This is a genomic window from Serratia sp. OS31 (assembly GCF_014164835.1).
In the GTDB taxonomy this organism is placed as follows: Bacteria; Pseudomonadota; Gammaproteobacteria; order Enterobacterales; family Enterobacteriaceae; genus Serratia; species Serratia liquefaciens_A.
In genome coordinates this window covers 1-21,668 of record NZ_JACJFQ010000051.1, presented here as the reverse complement: position 1 = coordinate 21,668, position 21,668 = coordinate 1, and the positions used below count along the sequence as shown (strand labels likewise).

At 53.9% G+C, this 21,668-nt stretch carries 22 protein-coding genes; 9 read left to right on the top strand and 13 right to left on the bottom strand.

Features of this window, described 5'->3' with window-relative positions; genetic code table 11:
- Window positions 1–250: 250 nt before the first annotated feature.
- Window positions 251–814 carry a D-glycero-beta-D-manno-heptose 1,7-bisphosphate 7-phosphatase gene (gene gmhB, locus H5P17_RS25000; RefSeq protein ID WP_020828329.1) on the bottom strand — a complete coding sequence of 188 codons (564 nt, stop codon included), beginning with the start codon at window positions 812–814 and terminating at the stop codon, window positions 251–253.
- A 187-nt stretch (window positions 815–1,001) separates the two neighbouring features.
- Between gmhB and metN the strand changes: the two genes are divergently transcribed.
- The 6 genes from metN to proS all read left to right on the top strand — a co-directional run bounded on the left by metN (window position 1,002) and on the right by proS (window position 6,626).
- Window positions 1,002–2,033 (top strand): methionine ABC transporter ATP-binding protein MetN, encoded by a 1,032-nt coding sequence (gene metN, locus H5P17_RS24995; protein WP_020828330.1) that lies wholly within the window; start codon window positions 1,002–1,004, stop codon window positions 2,031–2,033.
- Complete coding sequence (locus H5P17_RS24990; protein ID WP_020828331.1) at window positions 2,026–2,679, top strand: methionine ABC transporter permease MetI; 654 nt, start codon at window positions 2,026–2,028, stop codon at window positions 2,677–2,679. The genes metN and H5P17_RS24990 overlap by 8 nt, the downstream gene beginning before the upstream one ends.
- A 60-nt stretch (window positions 2,680–2,739) precedes the next feature.
- A complete protein-coding gene (locus H5P17_RS24985) occupies window positions 2,740–3,555 on the top strand; it encodes a MetQ/NlpA family lipoprotein (RefSeq protein ID WP_020828332.1) in 816 nt (271 codons plus the stop codon).
- A 120-nt stretch (window positions 3,556–3,675) separates the two neighbouring features.
- Window positions 3,676–4,080 carry an Rcs stress response system protein RcsF gene (gene rcsF / locus H5P17_RS24980; RefSeq protein ID WP_044553093.1) on the top strand — a complete coding sequence of 135 codons (405 nt, stop codon included), beginning with the start codon at window positions 3,676–3,678 and terminating at the stop codon, window positions 4,078–4,080.
- Complete coding sequence (tsaA, locus tag H5P17_RS24975; RefSeq protein WP_044553094.1) at window positions 4,077–4,784, top strand: tRNA (N6-threonylcarbamoyladenosine(37)-N6)-methyltransferase TrmO; 708 nt, start codon at window positions 4,077–4,079, stop codon at window positions 4,782–4,784. Before rcsF ends, tsaA begins: the two co-directional genes overlap by 4 nt.
- Window positions 4,785–4,904: 120 nt before the next feature.
- Entirely contained in the window at window positions 4,905–6,626 is a 1,722-nt protein-coding gene (gene proS, locus H5P17_RS24970) for a proline--tRNA ligase (RefSeq protein WP_182825712.1), read from the top strand.
- A 51-nt stretch (window positions 6,627–6,677) separates the two neighbouring features.
- Here the strand turns inward: proS and nlpE are convergent, their stop codons facing one another.
- The 3 genes from nlpE to H5P17_RS24955 are packed head-to-tail and all read right to left on the bottom strand — an operon-like array spanning window position 6,678 to window position 8,356.
- Window positions 6,678–7,361: an envelope stress response activation lipoprotein NlpE gene (gene nlpE / locus H5P17_RS24965; protein ID WP_182825711.1), complete on the bottom strand. Its 684-nt coding sequence runs from the start codon at window positions 7,359–7,361 to the stop codon at window positions 6,678–6,680.
- A 29-nt stretch (window positions 7,362–7,390) separates the two neighbouring features.
- The gene (gene arfB / locus H5P17_RS24960) at window positions 7,391–7,804 is read right to left on the bottom strand and encodes an alternative ribosome rescue aminoacyl-tRNA hydrolase ArfB (RefSeq protein ID WP_044553098.1); all 414 of its coding nucleotides are present in this window, start codon (window positions 7,802–7,804) and stop codon (window positions 7,391–7,393) included.
- Window positions 7,805–7,807: 3 nt separating this feature from the next.
- On the bottom strand, window positions 7,808–8,356 hold the full coding sequence (locus tag H5P17_RS24955; protein ID WP_182825709.1) for a YaeQ family protein: 549 nt from the start codon (window positions 8,354–8,356) through the stop codon (window positions 7,808–7,810).
- 213 nt (window positions 8,357–8,569) lie between these two features.
- On the opposite strand from H5P17_RS24955, the gene H5P17_RS24950 reads away from it, so the two are divergent.
- Entirely contained in the window at window positions 8,570–8,770 is a 201-nt protein-coding gene (locus tag H5P17_RS24950) for a YaeP family protein (protein WP_041415645.1), read from the top strand.
- Window positions 8,763–9,020: a Rho-binding antiterminator gene (gene rof, locus H5P17_RS24945; protein ID WP_230090436.1), complete on the top strand. Its 258-nt coding sequence runs from the start codon at window positions 8,763–8,765 to the stop codon at window positions 9,018–9,020. Before H5P17_RS24950 ends, rof begins: the two co-directional genes overlap by 8 nt.
- 67 nt (window positions 9,021–9,087) lie before the next feature.
- On the opposite strand, the gene H5P17_RS24940 is transcribed toward rof, so the two are convergent.
- The 8 genes from H5P17_RS24940 to H5P17_RS24905 form a co-directional block, all read right to left on the bottom strand.
- Complete coding sequence (locus tag H5P17_RS24940; protein WP_182825708.1) at window positions 9,088–9,405, bottom strand: cytochrome c; 318 nt, start codon at window positions 9,403–9,405, stop codon at window positions 9,088–9,090.
- A gap of 17 nt (window positions 9,406–9,422) precedes the next feature.
- Window positions 9,423–10,733: a tRNA lysidine(34) synthetase TilS gene (gene tilS, locus H5P17_RS24935; RefSeq protein WP_182825706.1), complete on the bottom strand. Its 1,311-nt coding sequence runs from the start codon at window positions 10,731–10,733 to the stop codon at window positions 9,423–9,425.
- 56 nt (window positions 10,734–10,789) lie between these two features.
- A complete protein-coding gene (dtpD, locus tag H5P17_RS24930; RefSeq protein WP_182825705.1) occupies window positions 10,790–12,238 on the bottom strand; it encodes a dipeptide permease DtpD in 1,449 nt (482 codons plus the stop codon).
- A 63-nt stretch (window positions 12,239–12,301) separates the two neighbouring features.
- Complete coding sequence (locus H5P17_RS24925) at window positions 12,302–14,443, bottom strand: lysine decarboxylase CadA (protein WP_182825704.1); 2,142 nt, start codon at window positions 14,441–14,443, stop codon at window positions 12,302–12,304.
- Between the two features lie 88 nt (window positions 14,444–14,531).
- Window positions 14,532–15,881 (bottom strand): cadaverine/lysine antiporter, encoded by a 1,350-nt coding sequence (gene cadB / locus H5P17_RS24920; protein ID WP_182825702.1) that lies wholly within the window; start codon window positions 15,879–15,881, stop codon window positions 14,532–14,534.
- A 365-nt stretch (window positions 15,882–16,246) separates the two neighbouring features.
- Window positions 16,247–17,803, bottom strand: coding sequence for a lysine decarboxylation/transport transcriptional activator CadC (gene cadC, locus H5P17_RS24915; RefSeq protein ID WP_182825701.1), 1,557 nt, complete (start codon window positions 17,801–17,803; stop codon window positions 16,247–16,249).
- Between the two features lie 89 nt (window positions 17,804–17,892).
- Entirely contained in the window at window positions 17,893–18,282 is a 390-nt protein-coding gene (locus H5P17_RS24910; protein WP_044553109.1) for a VOC family protein, read from the bottom strand.
- 123 nt (window positions 18,283–18,405) lie between these two features.
- Window positions 18,406–18,639 (bottom strand): glutaredoxin domain-containing protein, encoded by a 234-nt coding sequence (locus tag H5P17_RS24905; protein ID WP_044553111.1) that lies wholly within the window; start codon window positions 18,637–18,639, stop codon window positions 18,406–18,408.
- 150 nt (window positions 18,640–18,789) lie between these two features.
- Between H5P17_RS24905 and H5P17_RS24900 the strand changes: the two genes are divergently transcribed.
- Window positions 18,790–19,335: a MarR family winged helix-turn-helix transcriptional regulator gene (locus tag H5P17_RS24900; protein ID WP_081835889.1), complete on the top strand. Its 546-nt coding sequence runs from the start codon at window positions 18,790–18,792 to the stop codon at window positions 19,333–19,335.
- Here the strand turns inward: H5P17_RS24900 and H5P17_RS24895 are convergent.
- Complete coding sequence (locus H5P17_RS24895; RefSeq protein ID WP_182825700.1) at window positions 19,332–21,476, bottom strand: lysine decarboxylase LdcC; 2,145 nt, start codon at window positions 21,474–21,476, stop codon at window positions 19,332–19,334. The genes H5P17_RS24900 and H5P17_RS24895 overlap by 4 nt on opposite strands.
- Between the last annotated feature and the right edge of the window lie 192 nt (window positions 21,477–21,668).

Sequence of the window (21,668 nt, the reverse complement as noted above, 5' to 3'; positions counted from 1 at the left end):
GTCTGATAAATTGTTAAAGAGCAGTGAGTTAGCCGCCGTAGCTTGCTATCTCGAGGTGGCGTATAATACGCTTTCCTCTTTCAGAGTCAACCCCTAAATTTCAGGATTTTTCTCTTCGACCCCCGGAGACTCTGTGAAGTTGTTCACATGTTCCGTGTCGATGGAGGCGCATTATAGGGAGCCGGTTCAGAATGACAAGGTTTTATATTCACTTTTTATCTGACAGCTCACTATTCATGCATAACGTCTATTAAACCCGCTTTTTGATGGCTTCCGGCAGGTCTGCCAGGCTATTTAGCACCCAATCCGCCAGTTTCTCACCTTGTTCAGTGACCGGCTTACCGGTGCGCACCAGCACTTTAGTACCGACACCTGCCGCTATTGCCGCCTGCATATCTTCTGGCTTGTCACCCACCATATAAGAAGCGGCCATATCAATGTTCAATTCTTGCTGCGCTTGCAACAGCATGCCCGGCTCAGGTTTACGGCAGTCGCATGTCTGGCGGTACTCTTCTATTACTGCTTCTGGATGATGCGGACAGAAATAGATACCGTCCAGGTCAACATCGCGATCGGCCAGCGACCAATCCATCCACTCCGTCAGGTACATAAATTGGTCTTCGCTGAACTTGCCACGCGCAATGCCAGACTGGTTGGTCACCAATACCAAAGCAAAGCCCATCTTTTTAAGTTCGCGACAGGCGTCGATCACGCCTTCTATAAAGTGGAAATTATCGATTTCATGGACGTAGCCATGGTCGACATTAATCGTGCCGTCACGATCGAGGAAAATTGCTGGAACGCTTTGTGTCACCGGTTTGCTCCTGAGGGCCTGAAAACCCGGACAGTATCGCATGTTTTACCCGGTACTGAGAACGGCAGTGAACAGCGTTGATCGTTGACTTAGACGTCTAGACGCCTTAACATCTGATTTATACCTTGGTCCACGCCAAGGTTTACTTTTATCTAGCCACGGGCAACCACGCTAAAATAAGAAGAATATGATTAAACTTTCTAACATCACCAAAGTGTTCCAGCAGGGTTCGCGCACCATTAGCGCGCTCTCTGACGTGACTCTTCACGTCCCTGCCGGGCAAATTTATGGCGTTATCGGTGCATCAGGCGCCGGTAAAAGTACGCTGATCCGCTGCGCCAACATGCTTGAGCGCCCGACTTCCGGCCAGGTGCTGGTTGACGGACAAGATCTGACCTCGCTGTCTGAAAGCGAACTGACACGCGCACGCCGCCAAATCGGCATGATCTTCCAACACTTCAACCTGCTTTCTTCCCGCACGGTATTTGGCAACGTTGCGCTGCCGCTGGAGCTGGACAACACCCCACGGGCTGAAATCAAAAAGCGCGTGACCGAATTGCTGGAACTGGTCGGGCTGTCGGACAAACACGACGCCTACCCGGCCAATCTGTCTGGCGGTCAGAAGCAACGCGTGGCGATTGCCCGTGCACTGGCGAGTCAACCGAAAGTCCTGCTGTGTGATGAAGCCACCAGCGCACTGGATCCGGCCACTACCCGTTCCATTTTGGAACTGCTGAAAGACATTAATCGCCGTCTCGGCCTCACTATCCTGCTGATCACTCATGAGATGGACGTAGTGAAACGCATCTGCGATCAGGTTGCGGTCATCAGCCAGGGGCAGTTGATTGAAAAAGACAGCGTCAGCGAAGTGTTCTCTCATCCGAAAACGCCGCTGGCCCAGCAGTTTATTCAGTCCACGCTGCATCTGGATATCCCCGATGATTATGCCAAGCGCCTGGCTCCGGAACGTAGCGGTGGCCGTCAGCCGCTGTTGCGTTTGGAGTTCACCGGCCAGTCCGTTGATGCGCCGCTGCTGTCAGAAGCCGCCCGCCGTTTCAACGTTAACAACAATATCATCAGCGCCCAGATGGATTACGCCGGCGGCGTTAAATTCGGCGTGATGCTGGCAGAGCTGCACGGCAGCGATGAAGACGCGCTGGCAACGATTAAGTTCCTGCAGGAAAATCAGGTAAAAGTAGAGGTTCTGGGTTATGTCTGAGGCAATGATTTGGTTAATGGCGCGCGGCGTGTGGGAAACCGTCATGATGACCTTTGTCTCCGGCTTCTTCGGTTTCGTGCTTGGCTTGCCGGTTGGCGTGCTGTTGTATGTGACTCGCCCGGGGCAAATCGCCGCCAACAATACGCTATACAGAACGCTGTCCGGGTTAGTGAACGTGTTCCGCTCCATTCCGTTCATTATCCTGCTGGTGTGGATGATTCCCTTTACGCGGATGATCGTCGGTACCTCTATCGGCCTGCAGGCGGCTATCGTGCCGCTGACCGTCGGCGCAGCGCCCTTTATCGCGCGTATGGTAGAAAACGCCCTACTGGAGATCCCTTCCGGCCTGGTGGAAGCGGCCCGCGCAATGGGCGCGACCCCGATGCAAATCATCAAAAAGGTGCTGTTGCCGGAAGCCCTGCCGGGTCTGGTTAACGCCGCCACCATTACCTTGATCACCTTGGTGGGTTACTCCGCCATGGGCGGCGCGGTAGGCGCCGGTGGGCTGGGGCAGATCGGTTATCAGTACGGTTATATAGGTTATAACGCCACAGTAATGAATACCGTATTAGTATTACTGGTGGTGCTGGTCTATCTGATTCAGTTCTGCGGTGATCGGATCGTCAAAGCCGTCACCCATAAATAGTTTTTACAGCAACTGCGCTCACACAGCGTATTTCAAATGCGAGTCTAATGAGGAAGGGATATGTCGTTAAAATTTAAATCCATCGCGGCAATCGGCGCACTGATCGGTACTCTGGCTCTGGCAGGCTGCGGTCAGGAAGAAAAAGATCCGAACCATATCAAAATCGGCGTTATTGTCGGTGCTGAACAGCAGGTTGCTGAAATCGCGCAAAAAGTGGCGAAAGAGAAATACGGTCTGGACGTCGAGCTGGTGACCTTCAATGACTACGTGCTGCCAAACGAAGCGCTGAGCAAAGGCGACATCGATCTGAATGCCTTCCAGCACAAGCCGTATCTGGATCAGCAAATCAAGGATCGCGGTTACAAGCTGGTCCCGGTCGGCAACACTTTCGTTTACCCGATTGCCGGTTACTCCAAGAAGATCAAATCTCTGGACGAACTGAAAGACGGTTCTCAGGTTGCGCTGCCAAACGACCCAACCAATCTGGGCCGTTCCCTGCTGCTGCTGCAGAAGGTTAACCTGATCAAGCTGAAAGACGGTGTTGGCCTACTGCCGACCGTGCTGGACGTGACTGAAAACCCGAAAAACCTGAAGTTGGTCGAGTTGGAAGCACCGCAACTGCCACGCTCACTGGACGATCAGCAAATCGCTCTGGCGGTGATCAACACCACTTACGCAAGCCAGATTGGCCTGACGCCGGCAAAAGACGGCCTGTTTGTTGAAGATAAAGATTCACCGTACGTGAACCTGCTGGTTGCCCGCGAAGACAATAAAGATGCGGAAAACGTGAAGAAATTCGTTCAGGCCTACCAGTCTGACGAAGTGAACGAAGCGGCCAACAAAATCTTTAACGGCGGCGCAGTTAAAGGCTGGTAATCATTAATTACCGAATTTATTCCTATAATTGCAAGACGGGCTCCGGCCCGTCTTGTTATTTCCACCATAGATTGCTTCAATAGCGCCACTCACATATTCCATCAAGGCAGAGGAATCTCAATGCGTGCTTTACCTCTCTGTTTGTTAGCGCTCGCGCTTGCAGGGTGTTCGTCGCAGCGTTTCGCGCCGCCCTCAACAAACAGCACCAGCAAACCGGCAGCAACCACTCCAGCAAAAACCACGCCTGCAGCACGTCCGGCACCGGTAAAACTGTACAAAAGTGCAGAAGAATTAGTGGGTAAGCCATTCCGTGATTTGGGTGAAGTCTCCGGCGAATCTTGCCAGACGACGGTACAGGATTCCCCGCCGAACCTGGCGACCGCACGTAAGCGCATGCAGATTCGCGCGTCTTACATGAAGGCCAATGCCGTGCTGCTGCACGACTGCCAGATTGTCAGCGGCGTTGCCGGCTGTTACCAACAGGCCATTTGCCAGGGCTCTGCGCTTAACGTTTCGTCCAAATGACCGAGTTCGTTTTCAATCAGATCGGCACTATTCGTTCACCGTATAAAGAAAAATTCGCCGTACCCCGCCAGCCGGGGTTAGTCGAAGACGGCGGCGGCGAGCTGGTGCTGCTACCCCCCTATAACCAGCCGGAAGCGGTGCGTGGCCTCAGCGATTTCAGCCATCTGTGGGTGATGTTCATTTTCCATCAAACCCAGGAAGGTGGCTGGCGCCCCACCGTTCGGCCTCCTCGCCTCGGGGGCAACGCCCGAATGGGTGTATTTGCTACGCGTTCAACCTTTCGCCCCAACCCGTTAGGCATGTCGCTAATCGAGTTAAAAGGCATACGTATTCAAGGCGGTGAGGTAGTGCTGGAATTAGGCAGCCTGGATCTGGTTGACGGCACGCCGGTGGTAGATATCAAACCCTATTTGCCGTTTGCCGAAAGCCAGCCGCAGGCACGCGCCGGATTTGCCCAAGCCGCACCAGCCGGCGATATGCCGGTGAGCTTTACTGCCGAGGCGGAACAGCAGCTGCTGCAACATCAGCAGCGTTATCCGCAGCTGCGTCGGTTTATCAGCCAGGTGCTGGCTCAGGATCCGCGTCCGGCTTACCGCAAGGGGCAACAGGCGGAACGGGATTATGCCGTCTGGCTGTTGGATTTCAACGTGCGCTGGCGGGTGGTGAGCCAGCAAACCGAGGTGTTGTCACTCGACCTGCGTTAAAATTCCACCGTCTCTCTTTTGACAACCTGCTTGCACTGGTAAACTAAACCACTTTTGTCAATTTTGGCCGCCACTGTGGCTGCCCGATGCAATTTGCAGTTCTAACGGAACCAAAACACCATGCGTACTAGCCAATATTTGCTCTCCACTCTGAAGGAGACACCTGCCGATGCCGAAGTGATCAGCCACCAGCTGATGCTGCGCGCCGGGATGATTCGCAAGCTTGCCTCCGGTCTTTATACCTGGTTGCCTACCGGCCTGCGCGTTCTGAAAAAGGTTGAAAACATCGTTCGCGAAGAAATGAACAATGCTAACGCGATCGAGGTTTGCATGCCGGTGGTACAGCCTGCCGATCTGTGGCAGGAAAGCGGCCGTTGGGAGCAGTACGGTCCTGAACTGCTGCGCTTTGTCGATCGCGGCGATCGCCCATTCGTACTGGGTCCAACGCACGAAGAAGTGATCACCGATCTGATCCGCAACGAGATCAGCTCTTACAAGCAACTTCCGCTGAACTTCTTCCAGATTCAGACTAAGTTCCGCGATGAAGTGCGCCCTCGTTTCGGCGTGATGCGTTCGCGTGAATTCCTGATGAAGGACGCGTACTCGTTCCACACCTCGCAGGAATCTCTGCAGGCGACTTACGATGCGATGTACGAAGCCTACAGCAAAATCTTCAGCCGCATGGGCCTGGACTTCCGTGCGGTGGATGCCGATACCGGCTCTATCGGCGGTAGCGCCTCACACGAGTTCCAGGTACTGGCCGACAGCGGTGAAGACGATATCGTGTTTTCCACCGGTTCCGACTTTGCTGCCAATATCGAACTGGCAGAAGCGGTTGCCCCGGCTCAGCCACGTGCGGCAGCCAGCGAAGAACTGCGCATTGTAGATACGCCGAATGCCAAGACCATCGCCGAGCTGGTAGAACAATTCCAACTGCCAGTCGAGAAAACGGTCAAAACGCTGCTGGTTCGCGCTAAAGAAGAAAGCGGCCACAAGCTGGTTGCTCTGCTGGTGCGTGGCGATCACGAACTGAATGAAGTGAAAGCCGAGAAGCTGCCACAGGTTGCCGTTCCGCTGACCTTCGCCACCGAAGAAGAGATCCGCGCCATCGTCGGCGCAGGCCCTGGATCACTCGGCCCGGTCAACCTGCAGCTTCCGGTCGTAGCCGACCGCAGCGTCGCGGCGATGAGCGATTTTGGCGCCGGTGCCAACATTGACGGTAAACACTACTTCGGCATCAACTGGGAGCGTGATTTGCCGCTGCCACAGCAGGTTGCCGATATCCGTAACGTGGTCGATGGCGATACCAGCCCGGACGGTAAAGGTACATTGCTGATCAAACGTGGTATCGAAGTGGGCCATATCTTCCAGCTCGGCACCAAGTACTCTGAAGCAATGAAGGCGACGGTTCAGGGCGAAGACGGCCGTAATCAGGTCCTGACCATGGGCTGCTACGGTATTGGGGTCACTCGCGTGGTGGCTGCGGCTATCGAACAGAATCATGACGATCGCGGCATCATCTGGCCAGATGCTATCGCCCCATTCCAGGTCGCTATTCTGCCAATGAATATGCACAAGTCCTTCCGCGTGCAGGCGCTGGCGGAAGAGCTGTACAACACCCTGCGTTCCCATAGCATCGACGTGATCCTCGATGACCGTAAAGAACGTCCGGGCGTGATGTTCGCGGATATGGAACTGATTGGCGTACCGCACTCTATCGTTATCGGCGACCGTAACCTCGACAGCGAAGAGATTGAGTACAAAAACCGCCGTGTCGGCGAGAAGCAAATGATCAAAACCGGCGAAATCGTTGATTTCCTGCTGGGGCAGATCAAACGCTGATCCGCAGAGACAGAAAGCAAAAACCCGCCTAGGCGGGTTTTTTTATGGTCGTTATTTGCTGTCGCAATTTTTGCTGCGGTCGAAAACGAGTTTACCGTCCGGCACCAGCGCCTTTTCGGTCTGTCCTTCTTCCATCGACGGCTGAACACTGAAGTGGCCATTCAACGTCAGGAAGACCGGTTCACCCGGCGTTTTGTAGGCTTTGGCATACCCTTGTTCCAACGCGATGGTATTGTCTACCGGGAACGTCTTGCCGGTGGCGCAGTCTTTAAACACCGCCGCATCCGCCATGTAGGTGTAGCTGCCTTTCAGCGCCATCGGCGTTTTAGGCAAGGCTTTTTCTACCGGATCCAGACGATAATTCAATTTGGACTCGATAACCGCACCGCTTTGATCCAGCATTTCCAGGCTCTTGCCTGCAGGCCGGAAATAGCGTTTATCGCCATGGCTGTCGGTCAGCACCAATTTATCGGCGGTTCGTGCCCACTTACCGTAGTCGGCGAAAGTCTGGTCGCCGTCTTTAGTGTCACGATAGGTTTCCTGCAGCACGAAAGTGCCGTCTTCATCCAGGAACAGCGAAGTATCCAGGCCACCGCAGTCTGCACAAGGCAATACGCCCTGATAACTTTGCTGCATGGCCTGAAGAGGCTGTTCCTTTGGCTGATATTGATTATTACATCCCAATAATGAGAGTGCCCCTGCCGCTAAAAACAGGGCTATTGTTATTTTCTTCACAGCTATTCTCCTACTGTGTCCATGTATCCTTAAGTGCGGATTTTGCCGCGCAGCGCTTTCGTTGCGCCTTTACGTACCTTGCCTTCCAGCCGACGTAATTTGGCCCCTTTCGTGGGCTTGGTCGCTCTGCGCGCTTTTTCCACCACCATCGCCTGCTGAATCAGCGCCACCAATCTGGCCAACGCCGCTTCACGGTTTAATTCCTGACTGCGATATTCCTGCGCTTTAATAATCACCACCCCATCGGCAGTAATTAAATGATTATTCAGGGCCAGCAACCTTTCCTTATAATACTCTGGCAGGCTGGATGCCCGGATGTCAAAGCGCAAATGGATAGCCGTTGAGGCTTTGTTCACGTGCTGGCCACCCGCGCCCTGCGCGCGGATCGCCGTCAATTCCAGTTCGTTATCCGGTATGGCAACGTTTCTCGACAGTTCCAGCACCGATCACACCTGCGCCTGTTGCCATTCGGCAAATTGGATTTCCAGACTATTCTGAGCGTCAGAAAGCCAGATAGTTCCCTCTTGCAGCGTGGCCTGCAGCGTCATATTGCGGCTGGCCAACGCCGCCAACTTGTTCAATTGTTCATCATCCAGGAAACGGATGCTTAGGTTTTTGTGGTTTGCCACTTTGCTCTGCATCGATTGCCACCATACATGGCCGGCGCGTTCCCCGTAGGCGTAAAGCACCACTCGCGGTGACTGATTGCAGGCTTTCTTGATGCGCTTCTCGTCAGGCAGACCCATTTCGATCCACATTTCCAACCCGTTATGATCATTGCGCTGCCAGATTTCCGGTTCATCTTCAGCACTCAGGCCCTTGGTGAATACCAGGCGCTCGTCGGCGTGGCAAATCCAGGCCAGCAGGCGCAGCATCATGCGCTGTTCGGTTTCGGAAGGGTGTTGGGCCAGGGTAAGCGTGGCGTCGTGGTAGAAATGGCGATCCATATCAGCGATATTGACCGTGGCTTTATAAATGGTAGCTTTCAGCGCCATGGGTGACCTCATAATTATCAGGCGACAGTGTACTTGATTTGGCCCAACCGCTGCCAGCACGGCCGGGTAAAGCACAGTGCGAAAGCCGCGCGCAGGTGCTAATAACTCCAGAATAGCTGTGCTATAGTCGTCTAGGATAGAGTCAAGCTCCGAGAGCCTGCGCCTCATCGCTAAAGGGTTTCGATGACGCAGAGGTTCTTAAGGGAGGAAACTGTGCAACAATACTGTGAGTTAGTACGCCGTTTTTACGCCGAGATCGGCAGTGGTGATCGCGGCTACGTGCCTGATGCGTTAGCATGTGTATTAAAGGCATTGGACGAAGTTGCTGCGGATAACGCGCTACCGTCCTCCGTTAGGGAACAGGCGGCTTTTGCTGCCGCTAACTTATTGGTGAGCGACTATGTTGATGAATGATGAGTACCAATCCATCAATTGCGATGACTATGAAAGCCTGGAACTCGCCTGTCAGCATAACTACATTCTGAAGCTGGAGTTACGCGACGGAGATAAACTCGAAGGCAAAGCCACCGAGCTGAAATTTACCAAGGGCGTTGAGTACCTGATTATCGATCAGGCCGGCAATGCTCTCAGCTTGCGTCTGGATCACATCCTCAGTTTCAGTCATCCGGAAATCGGTACCGTGGTCGTCAGCCTGTCTGACTGATTTTCGGTAACGCCATCCCAACAGGGCAGCCCAACGGCTGCCCTCGTCATTTGGGGCCTCAGCCTGGTTAGGGTTTAAGGCTGGCATAGTAAGCGGCCAGATCGGCAATATCGTCATCGGACAGCGCTGAAACATAGGCTTTCATCACCTCCGCCTGGCCGCCGTTACGTTCGCCCTTCTTATACGCCTGCAATGCATGCTCCAGATACATGGCGTTTTGCCCGGCCAGATTAGGATACATGGGTACCGAGACCTTTCCTTCTGCACCGTGGCATGCCATGCAACTGGCGGATTTATCCTTGCCTGCCGCCGCATCTCCCGCCGCCATCGCCGGCAGGCTGCTCAAACCGACCATCACCGCTATTGCGCTCACAAATTTCATCATTGCTCCTTACGCTCTTATTATTTTTTACGCCACTGCAGCCGCAGGGGTTGCTGCCCCTCGGAGGATTGCCCGGCCTCGCTGACGAAAACGCCCAGCGCAGCGATAAGCCGATCATCATAATAGATCAACGGGGTACGCTCACGCTGCCAGGGAGGAATACCCAACTCTTGCCACAGTTTTTTGATTGGACGGGAATGCGTGCGGCCCAGGATGCGGAGCTTGCCCTGGGCGCTAAAGCGAACGCTCACTTTCTGCTGTGGCTGCGGAGCGCACAGGACAATATCGCCTTCCCCGCTGACCAGTGCACCCAATCCATCCGGCAACATCAGTGGCTCTGCCAACGACCATTCCAGAGAGGTTTGACGCAGATCGGCCATCAATGGCAACAGGTATAGGCGCCGACGGAAACGGCGGATCTGATATTGCCCCAGCTGTAGCTGAGGTTCGGCATCTTCACGGCTGAGCGCCACCTCGTCCCACAGCCGCTGCAACTGTTCGCGTGAGGGCATGCTTGCGCCACGTCCTGCGATCCAACGGCGTAACAAAGCAAAACGTCGGGCCAGCGAGCATCCCAGCAAACCGTCAATCGCCAGCGCATTTTCTTCATCGAGCAACGAGTGCAGTTGCTCTGCCAGCAGTTCATCCAACAGTTGCTCTTGCTCGGCACACAGGCTGGCGCTGCGCGCCGTCGCGGCGGCAAAATGCGGCCAGCGCTGATTCAACAGTGGCAATACCTGCAGGCGCAGAAAGTTGCGATCGAAGCGCGAGTCCTGGTTACTGTCGTCTTCAATCCAACTGAGCTGATGCTGCTGGGCATAAGCTTCCAACTGCTGTCGGGAGCTGCCGAGCAATGGGCGTAACAAACCGTTATTTCCCAATGAGGTTTGCGCAGCCATTGCCGACAGGCCCGCAGGGCCGCTGCCGCGCTTTAACGCCAGCAGAAAGGTTTCACATTGGTCGTCAAGGTGTTGCGCGGTGAGCAAGGTTTCATCCGCGGCCAGCGTGGCAGCAAAAGCGGAATAGCGCGCCGCCCGGGCCGCGGCTTCGATGCCGTCCTGACGGCCGTCGACCTGCACATATTGCACCACCAGCGGCAGTTGCCAGGCGGCGCATTGTTGGCGACAGTGTTCCACCCACCGATCGGCAAATGAACTCAGGCCGTGGTGCACGTGCACCGCACGTAGCTGCAGCTCCGGCAGCTCTTGACGCAACTGCACCAGCAAGTGCAGCAGCACGCTGGAATCCAGCCCGCCGCTGAATGCCACCAGCAAGTGCCGGTGCGCACCCAGCTGACGGGCAAGCTGTCCAGATAGTTGATTGCTATTCATTGATTAGGCTTAATAACGTCCAGATAGCTGCACGTTACCCCCCGCACTACCATCAATCAAGCATTAACCGCACGCAGGTGACGCCCGGCCAGCAGCCACCACATGGCCAACACCGCAATCACTGCGGCAGTACAACCCAATGCCCACCAGCCGATTTGCGAGAACAGGTGCGCGTAGGCCTGTGCGGTCGCTCCGGTTGCCGGATCCTCCGCGGTTTGACCCGCAATAATGCCCGCCAGGTAATTTGCAATCGAGCCGGTGGTCAGCATATAGATGCCCGTCAGTACCCCGGTAGCGCCTGGGATATTCAATCGGGTGATTTGCGCCATGGCGACCGGGTCGATGAACAATTCGGCCAGCCCCATCACGGAAAGCCCGGCGATCATCAGGAACATCGATCCCTGACCGTAGCGGGCATTCAGCGCCATCAGGGTGAAACCTACGCCAATCAACAGCAAGCCAAAGGCGAATTTTCCCCAAATGCGCAGCGTACGGCTACCGCTGCCGTTTCCTCGTATCAGCCAAGCCAGCATCACACCGCCAAACATCACGGCAAACGCATTCACTGACTGGAATAACGCCGTCGGTACCGTCCAGGAAAACCATTGGCGATCGACATAGTGATCGATAAACAGGCTGATGGAACTGCCGCCCTGCTGAGCGAAAGCCCAGAACAAAGTGCCTAGCAGCATCAGCATGACAATCTGCCACAGCCCACGGCGTTGTTCTCGCGTAGCCCGAATCATAATCCGCGCCACCATCACCACCGCAGCGGCACACACCAGCATCAGTAATTGCCCCGCCAGACCGTAAATAAACAGCGAGGTGAAGAACAACGGGGCCAACAACAGCATGGCGCTTAGCCACACCCAGTTCGGGACCTTCAGAGTGTTGGCGCACATCTGCGCACGATCCACCCCGCGTGTGTGACTGAAATGGCGGCTGCCAAACAGGAAGATGGCCAGCCCGGCCAGCATGCCGATCCCCGCCAGCGCAAAACCGACGTGCCAGCCATAGCGCTCTGCCGCCAGCCCACAGGCGATGGGCGCCAGAATCGACCCCACGTTGCCGGCGGCATACAGCAGTGAAAAGCCCCCTTCACGGCGCGAGTCTTGCGGTTGGTACAACTCGCCCAGCAGGCAGCTGATATTGGATTTGAACAGGCCGTAGCCGCAGATGATGATCGCCAGGGCCAGATAGAGTGAATGTGTCGAGACGGCGCTCAGGCCGAGGACAATATGACCCAGCGTCATCAGTACCGCCCCGGCGATTACCGCAACGCGGTTGCCCAGCAGGCGATCGGCCAGCAGGCCGCCCAGGATCGGCGTGACGTAAACCAGAGAGGCATAGGCGCTATAGAGGCTGATAGCACGGCTGTCGGAGTAACCAAGTTGGTGGGTAAGATAGAGAATAAGTAATGCACGCATGCCGTAAAAGCTGAAATATTCCCAAATTTGTATGGCTACGACATAGTAGATTGCGCGCGGCTGTGAGGGTGTTTTCATGGGTTTCTCCCATCAGTCGGTGAACGACAAAAGGGAGGCGTAAACGCCTCCCCGTTATTTCAGTTATTTATCGTTTTTCAACACCTTCACGGTGTAACGCCCATCCGCCTGACGGTAAGCGCCGTGGATATCGGTTTCGAAGCCCGGATAATGCGCGCCGATTTCGCACAGCATTTGCAGGAACTCCAGTACCGGACGGCTTTCCTCAGTGAGCATTTCACCAGGCATCACCAGTGGAACACCTGGAGGATATGGCAGGATCATGTTGGCATTCACCTTGCCAACCATGTCTTCCAAATAAACCTCTTCCACTTCACCGTGCAGCTCTTTCTGGAACGCATTGAACGGGTTCATGACCAGGGTTGGCAGCACTTCAAATGCGCGGTACATCAGATCCGGCAGGTTGTGCTCAACCACCAGCTTGTGAATGTTCTGCGCCAGATCCTGGATGCGCATGTTTTCATAAAACTCAGGCGCCTCTTTATACAGTGAAGGCAGCATGTTTTTCACGCGCAGGTTCAGGTCGAACGAACGTTTGAAATCAGTCAGGCCGCGCAGCAGGCTGAGGGCTTTGGTTTTGTCGATACCGATGCTGAACAGGAACAGCAGGTTATATGGGCCGGTTTTCTCAACGATGATACCGTGCTCATCCAGGTATTTAGCAACCAGGCTGGCCGGGATACCAAACTCCTGCATTTCACCCTCTTTGCTCATCCCTGGGGTCAGGAGAGTCACTTTGATCGGGTCGAGATACATATGTTCATCGTCGATATTTTTGAAGCCGTGCCAAGCGTTGTCAGACTTCAGCGGCCAGCATTCAGGCTGATCGATGTGCTCCGGCTGCCAGACGTCAAAGAACCAACCTTCGGACTCAACGTTCAGCTGTTTGATTTCTTTACGGAACTTGATAGCACGTTCAATAGAGCCGTTAATCAAACGCTTACCGGCATTGCCTTTCATCATTGCCGCAGCAGTTTCGGTCGACGCCACGATACCGTAGTGCGGTGAAGTGGTGGTTTGCATCATGTAGGCTTCGTTGAAGGTTTCTTCGTTGATGTCACCTTTCACGTGGATCATCGAAGCCTGAGAGAATGCTGCCAGCAGTTTATGGGTGGATTGGGTTTCATAAATCACCTTGCCTTCCACACGGCCGCCGCTCATGCCGCATTTGCCTTTGTAAATCGGGTGGAAATTGGTGTAAGGCACCCAGGCGGAGTCAAAGTGAATAGATTTCACATCCAGCGCGCTCTTAATATGATCGGTGTTGTACAGCAGACCGTCATAGGTAGAGTTGGTGATTACCGCATGCACTGGCCAGGTCGCGTTTGGTGTTTCTTTAACACGTTTGGCGATGGTTTCACGGGAAAATTCACTCTGCGGGATCCCACCGAGAATGCCGTAGGCATTACGGGTTGGGCGGAAATAGATTGGCGTAATGTCGCTCATCATCATCAGATGGGTCAGCGATTTGTGGCAGTTACGGTCAATCAATACGGTGCTGCCTGCCGGTGCGGAGTACATGCCGACAATTTTGTTGGCGGTAGAGGTGCCGTTAGTCACCATATAGCTGCGTTCAGCGTTGAATACGCGAGCAATGTACTCTTCAGCTTCTTTGTGCGGGCCAGTGTGGTCCAGCAGTGAACCCAGCTCGGAAACCGAAATAGAAATATCGGATTTCATGGCGTTAGCGCCAAAGAAATCGTAGAACAGGCTGCCGACCGGACTTTTCTGGAAGGCGGTGCCCCCCATGTGGCCTGGAGTACAGAAGGTGTATTTGCCTTCACGCACGTATTTGAACAGCGCCTTGGTCAGCGGCGGCAGGATGGTATCGATGTACTCATCGGTGTTTTGTTTGATCTTGGCAGCGATATCGGTGGCCGCACCCAGCGCATATTCAAAGAAACGCACCTGCATGCGCAGATCGTTCAGGCTGACATCCAGGGTTGAATGCGTATTGGCAAATGCATACAGCGGCATGTATTCGTTCAACTGGCTGATTTCTTCACACAACTCAAGGTTGTATTTATCCCAGTCGAAAATCACCCCGCACAAGCGGGCATTATTCTCGATCAGCTTTAACAGGTCTTCGCGATCGTTAGGATAGACAACGCGGAAGTCCAGGCTTTCCAATGCTTTGTGCAGTTCGCGGATAGGCTCTTCTTTAAAGTAGACACCCATGTGGTTCATGATAGCTATAACGTTCATAATCATTTCTCCAGGTAATGCGAGCCCCTTGCCATCACGAGTGACAATTACTGCAAGGGGCTAAATTAAGAAGTGGGTCAGTACGTGCTTAGTGCGCTTTGGCCGTTGTGTTGCCGTCGATGGCTACGCCGTTGGCTTTGGCGGTCTGACGAGTATTCATTTTGCGGGCGTAGAACATCAGGATGATCAGGCTGATGATGAAGGTGCCGGACAGTTCGAACGAGTCGGCGCCCATCAGCGCGATGAAGCAGAAGCCACAACCCAGCACCGATGCAATCAGGCTCAGCAGGTTACGGATATTGACGCCTTCGAAGCGGATCAGGTCTACGCAAGAGTAGAAGTAAGGCAGCATGGTCAGCAGCACCGCGATACCGGTCAGCATGCCGAACAGGTCGGAAGCTTTACCGCCGCCGGAGCTCATGGCCGTAATCAGCACCATCAAGGCGGTCATTTTGCAGCTAGCCAGCAGCAGGCCTTTCTTAGGAATGCCGTTTTTATCCATTTCGCCATAAACTTTCGGGAAGTTACCGTCGTTGGCAGCGCGCACCCCGGCTTGACCCACCAGCATCATCCACGAACCGAGTGAAGTCAGGCAGGCAAAGGCGGTGAAGGCAGAAACCAGTGGCGCAGCCCAGCCACCCATGATGGTAGAGGCGCTGATAGCGAACGGCGCACCGGAAGCAGCCATCTCAGAGGCAGGATACATACCGCTGATGACCTGAGTTGCTGCAACGTAGATGATCCCAGCCAGTGCAGTCCCCAGCATGGTTGCCAGCGGTACGGTACGTTTCGGGTTTTTCACCATGCCGGTACTTACTGCGGCAGATTCCACGCCGATAAACGCCCACAGGCACAGCAGGATACTTTTGATTACGGCATGGTAATCAGTGGTACCGGAAGTATTCCAGTTAGCCTGATAGGTTGCCGCGTCGAACCAATGCCAACCTGCAGTCGCAGTGACAATCACCGGGATCAGCACCAATACCAGGCCCATGGTCGTCAAACGACTGACCCACGAACCGCCGAGCAGGTTAATAAAGGTAAACACCCAAACAATAGCAATACAGGCAATACCCGCCGGTACCGGATTATTCAGTGCAGGGAAGAAAGTAGAAAGATAAGAAACCGCGGTAATGCCGATGGCCAGATTACCAATCCAGTTCGCATGGTAATAAAGGACGCCGGTTTGGAAACCGAACGCCGGGGAAATTTCACCCGCGTAGGCAATAGGACCACCTTGCTGAGGGTTTTTAGTGGCCAGGCGAGCATATACATAGGCCAGAGACATCGCGCCGATAATAGATATTACCCATCCCCAGATGGCGATAGATCCGAGACTTGCCAGGTTCGCGGGTAATAAGGCAATGCCGCTCCCCATCATATTACCGGCAACCACACCGGTGCAGGCAATAAGCCCTATTTTCTTGGATGAAGCCATGGTCAGTTTCTCCTGATTTTGATTTCTTATAAGTCCAGGTCGCTAAGCAGTTTTGCTAATGACCGGACTTGATGGTCAGGATGCTAAAGAATGACGTCAGTAAAGTCCTAAAGATAAAGTGATATTACGGTCATGATCATACAAATGATAACTTGAGGTTTTCCATTAACAGATAAAGAGCTAAACACGGCATCAAGAAAAGATAAATATCATTTAAAAACAATGGAATATGCATGTTATTTTTCATCTACAAACGTGAACAACAGAGAGTAAATCACCAACCGATGCATTTATTTAATTTAACAAAATCGGCACAATAAATAACACCGCCACTCAATATATTGAGTCAGCGGTGTTATCGAAGGTTATTCGCCTTGAGTGTAGTTATTGAGATAGGGAACGACGGCGTTAATTGAGGTGTGAAATACGGCATTACTAATCCAATGCAGCGTATTTTCTCCAGGACGAAGATTAAAGGCGGTGATATAAGAATCTGCCGCCAGGTGGTTATTACCCTGCATTTCATAAACCTTACCCAGCAACACGTAATTCATCCAGGACATCTGCAGCTCGATGCCTCTGTTGATTGCCTGGTGGGCCTCATCGGTATTCCCCTCCCCCAACGCCTGTATCGTGTGAATTTGCTGAATAATTGGACTGTCTTTTAACGCCGGCAGCGTATTCAGACGGGTGATTTCCGCCTGCAATTGCGCCAATTGCACGCCATCAAAAGGTTGATAAGAGTTACGCAATAAATCGGCCAGCGCTTTTTCTGCGGAGAGATAAATAAAATTCGGCGTAATTTTTATCATATCCGCCAGCATATTACTCGCATGGGTCAGTGAGTCGTTATCCCCCTGAATCAAGAGCTGATGCGCCTGATAATACTGTTGCAAGGCCGGGCCGGAATTCGGCAACAGCTGGGTCAGGCGCTGCTGCAACTGCGGCGGCCAGGGCTGCTTGAGAGCAACAGACAGGCTGCTGAGGAAATCCTCCTGGATTTTCAGCTGGTTGTCGTCGGTCACAAAGTAACGCTTATCCAACATGATGGAGCTGTCTGCATTGTTCACCAGACGCACCGACAGGAAACACTGCTGAGCGCGATAATGGCGCTGATTGACGAACTCAATGGTCAGAGACTTACCCGAACTGCTGGGTCCGGTGTAGTTGTAGTTGGTCTGATCGTGTACCAGGAAGGTGGAGTAAGTATTCAGCGAGTCCGTCACCACTTCACTCAGGCCAACAACATAGGAAAGCTGCGGCGTCCAGTTGCTGCAACTGTTGCCCCCCTGAATACGGATGTCGATATCGCGCGGGTTCATCAGCACCGGCATGGTGGATTCCGGTATCCGTTGCGACAAGGTCGCGATGGCAACAAACACCACACAGGCGCTCAACGCGGCAAGAAATGCCAGCCATACCCAGAATGTCGATTGACGGTAAAAAGGGGCTGTTGAGGTGACCGGCGGCGTTTTTAACTTGCTCGGTTTTGGTGGTTCATAGGCTACGTCGTCTTCTTCGCTGCCGTCGCTGCCGTCTTCCGGCTCATGCATGATAACCGCGACCTGCGGCACCGCAGACGTTGCCACATCGTCCCCTTCACACCACATGACCGGCGCTGCCAGCTTATAGCCGCGTTTGGGTACGGTGATAATGTACTCCGGGCTATTGGTGTCGCCGTCTTTCAGGTATTTGCGCAGCTCGGAAATACTCTGGGTCACCACATGATTGGTGACGATGTTGCGTTTCCATACGTTATCGATCAGCTCATCTCTGCTCAGCACCACATCCGGATGCCGGGCGAAATATTGCAACATATCGATCAGGCGAGGCTCCAACGTCTGTTGGCGCCCGTCACGGCTTATTTTGTTGTCTGCGGGAGTAACTAACCACTCTCCAACGCGAAAAACAGGCTCTTGCATAGTGAACATAACTCAAAAGGGGCGTGCGGCAAGCGCGGGATAATAGCATATGCGGGTGCCGCCTGCGCCGCTACGACCCGATTAAGCATTCATACCTCATATAATTCTAGAGGCAACCCATCAGGATCGCTGAAAAAAGTGAAACGTGACTGGGTATAAGGATCGACACGCACCGGTTCACACTCCACCCCGGCATTCTGCAAGTGCAGGATTGCCTGCTCGATATCATCAACGCTGAACGCCAAATGGCGCAGACCGCAGGCCTCCGGGCGGCTGACGCGGGCCGGCGGTGATGGGAAGGAAAACAGTTCGATGCTGTACTGGCCGTTGAGCGCCAAATCCGCTTTCCACGAATCGCGCTCCGCACGGTAAAACTCCTCTAACAGGGTAAAACCCAGGATATCGCAGTAAAAATGCTTACTGGCCGCATAATCTGAACCTATGACTGCGATGTGGTGTACCTGACGTAGTGCCAACATAGTGATGCCTCATTGTCTGTCTGATGAGGCAAGGTATCCGGCAGCTGCGACATCGTCAACGGCAAAAAGCCCCGTGGGGTAAGACGGGGCTTTTCTTGAACTATCGGTAACGCAGTAAATCGATCAGGCTTTAAGGTCCGCCAATGCCGCCCCGTAGTTGATGTGCAGCACCTGCCCATCGACCACCAGCGCAGGGACGCTCTGCACCCCGGCTTTTTCCGCTTCGGCGAGACGCGCCGGCGTTTCGCCCAGATGAACCACGTCCACCTGCACATCCTGGCTCAACAGGCCCAACAACTGCTGCTCTGCGCTCACGCAAACCGGGCAACCGGCATGATAGAAAACGGCCTTAGTCATGATAATTCTCCTTGGTTCTGACTGTTGCGGGTGAACTGCGCCACCCATTTGGTTTTGATTCGAAACCAAATGCACAATAAATCCTCCACCATGCCTTGTCAACATAGTTTTTAATCGATACTATTTTCCCACATTAGCGAGGATCCCATGTTGACACTGTTTGATTTACTGGAACGACTGAATAGCCTGCAACGCAGCTGGCTGCGGAGTCATGAAGAGCTGGAAAGCCTGCCGCCGGTGCAGTTGAGCGCCTTATATTACCTGGCACGTTGCAACCATTACTCCAATACGCCGATGGCGGTCGCGGAATATCTCGGCCTGACCAAGGGCACGGTGTCGCAATCGCTGAAAAAGTTGGAAAGTAACGGGATGATCGCCCGCACGGCTGACGTAAAGGACCGCCGCAGCGTCAGGCTAAAGCTGACCGACAAATCACGTTCATTGATGGATGCCCTGTTCCCTCCAGCTTATTTACAGCAGGCGCAGGATGCCATGCAGCAGGAGGGCGGGCAGTTGCTGGAATTACTGACACAGTTGCTGCGTCAGCTGCAAAAACAGGATGATAACGTGGCGCTGTTCGGCGAATGCCATCAATGCCGCTATCACCAGCGGCATGACGGCCAACCCTTTTGCGGTTTGACTCAGGAACCGCTGCCGACCAGCAGCGTGAATCTGATTTGCCGCGAGTTTGCTTAAGCCAGCGGCGTTTTTAACACCTTCACCAGATAACGCCCGTCCTCGGTCAGTTTCGCACCGTGTATATCGGTTTCAAAGCCCGGATAGCGTTCGCCGATAGAACACAACATCAGCAAGAAATCGAGCACCGCTCGGCTCTCTTCGGTGATCATCTCACCCAGCATCACCAGCGGAACCCCTGGCGGATAAGGCAGGATCATGTTCGCAGCGACTTTGCCGACCAGTTGCTCCAGCTCGCAGGTTTCCACGTTGCCGCGCACCTGCTGCTGGAACATTTGGTGTGGCGTCAGCTTCATTTCTGGCAACACATCAAAAGCCCGCTGCATCAAACCCGGCAGATCGTGCCGACAGATCAAGCTGTGGATCCCGGCCGCCAGGTCCTGAATACGCATATTACGGTAGAAATCCGGATCCTCGGCAAACAGGTCCGGCAGCATGTTCTTCACCCGCAGGTTGAGATCGTAGGCGCGTTTAAAATCGGTCAGGCCACGCAGCAGGCTCATCGCCTTGGTTTTATCAATGCCGATACTGAACAGGAACAGCAGATTATAAGGCCCGGTTTTCTCCACCACGATACCGCGTTCGTCCAGGTACTTCGCCACCAGCGCAGCCGGTATGCCGCTCTCTTCCAGCGCGCCAAGCTCATTCATCCCCGGCGTCAGGATGGTGACCTTGATAGGATCGAGATACATATGATCGCGGTCCGTCTTGCCAAAGCCGTGCCAGTTGTCATCCGGGTTCAGCGGCCAGCACTGCGCCTCGTCAATCTCTTCCGGCTGCCAGATATCGAAGAACCAGCTATCACTCTCTTCCCGCAAACGCTGCACCTCACGACGGAAATGCAGCGCACGCTCCACCGAACGGTTAATCAACCGCCGCCCCGGATTACCGCGCAGCATCGCCGCGGCGGTTTCCATCGACGCCACGATGCCGTAATTCGGCGAAGTCGTGGTGTGCATCATATAGGCCTCGTTAAAGGTACTTTCGTCGTAGTCACCCTTAATGTGGATCATCGAGGCCTGCGAAAACGCCGCCAGCAGTTTATGAGTCGACTGGGTTTCGTAGATCACTTTACCGGGTATGCGTTCACCGCTCATGCCGCTCTTGCCGTCGTAAATCGGATGGAAGTTGGTATAGGGCACCCAGGCGGAATCAAAATGAATTGATGGGACGTCCAGCGTCTGCTTGATGTAATCCGTGTTGTACAGCAGGCCGTCGTAGGTCGAGTTGGTGATCACCGCATGTACCGGCCAACTGGCGTTGGCCGTATCAGCCACCCGAGCGGCAATGCTGTCATGGGTGAATTCACGCTGCGGGATCCCGCCAAGGATCCCGTAGGCATTGCGCAACGGGCGCAAATAAATCGGGACGATATCGCTCATCATCAGCAGGTGGCACAGGGACTTATGGCAGTTGCGGTCGATCAATACCGTGCTGCCGGTCGGGGCCGAATACATGCCGACAATTTTATTGGCGGTAGAGGTGCCGTTGGTCACCAGATAACTTTGTTCGGCGTTGAAGGTGCGCGCAATATACTCTTCGGCCTCCAGGTGAGGCCCTGTGTGATCCAGCAACGAGCCTAGCTCGGTGACCGAAATCGACACGTCGGCTTTCAGAGTATTGGCCCCGAAAAAATCGTAAAACAGGCAACCGACCGGGCTCTTCTGAAAGGCCGTACCGGCCATATGACCGGGGGTACAGAAGGTGTATTTCCCTTCATGCACATAGTTGAACAGCGCCTTGGTCAGCGGCGGCGTAATAGTATCGATATATTCGGCGGTGTATTGCTGGATGCGCTGCGCAATATCATCTGCCGCATTCAGGCCGTACTCGAAGAAATACAGCACCATACGCATTTCATGCAGGCTAACGTCGAAGGTGGAATGGGTGTTGATAAACGCATACAGCGGCAGATATTCGTTGAGCTCGTTGATCTCGCTGCACAGCTCCAGGCTATAGTCGTCCCAGTCAAAAATCACGCCGCAAATGCGTGCGTTAGCTTCGATCAGCTTCAACAAATCGCCGCTGTTTTTGGGATACACCAGTTGGAAGTTCATCGCAGCCAGTGCGGTGTGAAGCTCGCGGATCGGCTCGTCTTTGTAATAAACGCCCGCTGGGCTCATGATCGCGATGATGTTCATCAGCTGCTCCTGTCAGTTAACCACCAAACCTCTATAACAACATGAAAATACTGCGGTGTGTAGACAAAAAAAAACCGCCCGAATGAAGTGAACCCCGAAAGTTGGACACCCAACAAGTAGGGGTTTTACGCTTAAATGGGCAGAAAAAAGTACACAACAGAATTCATCCGCAAGGTTGTCCTCCACTACCTC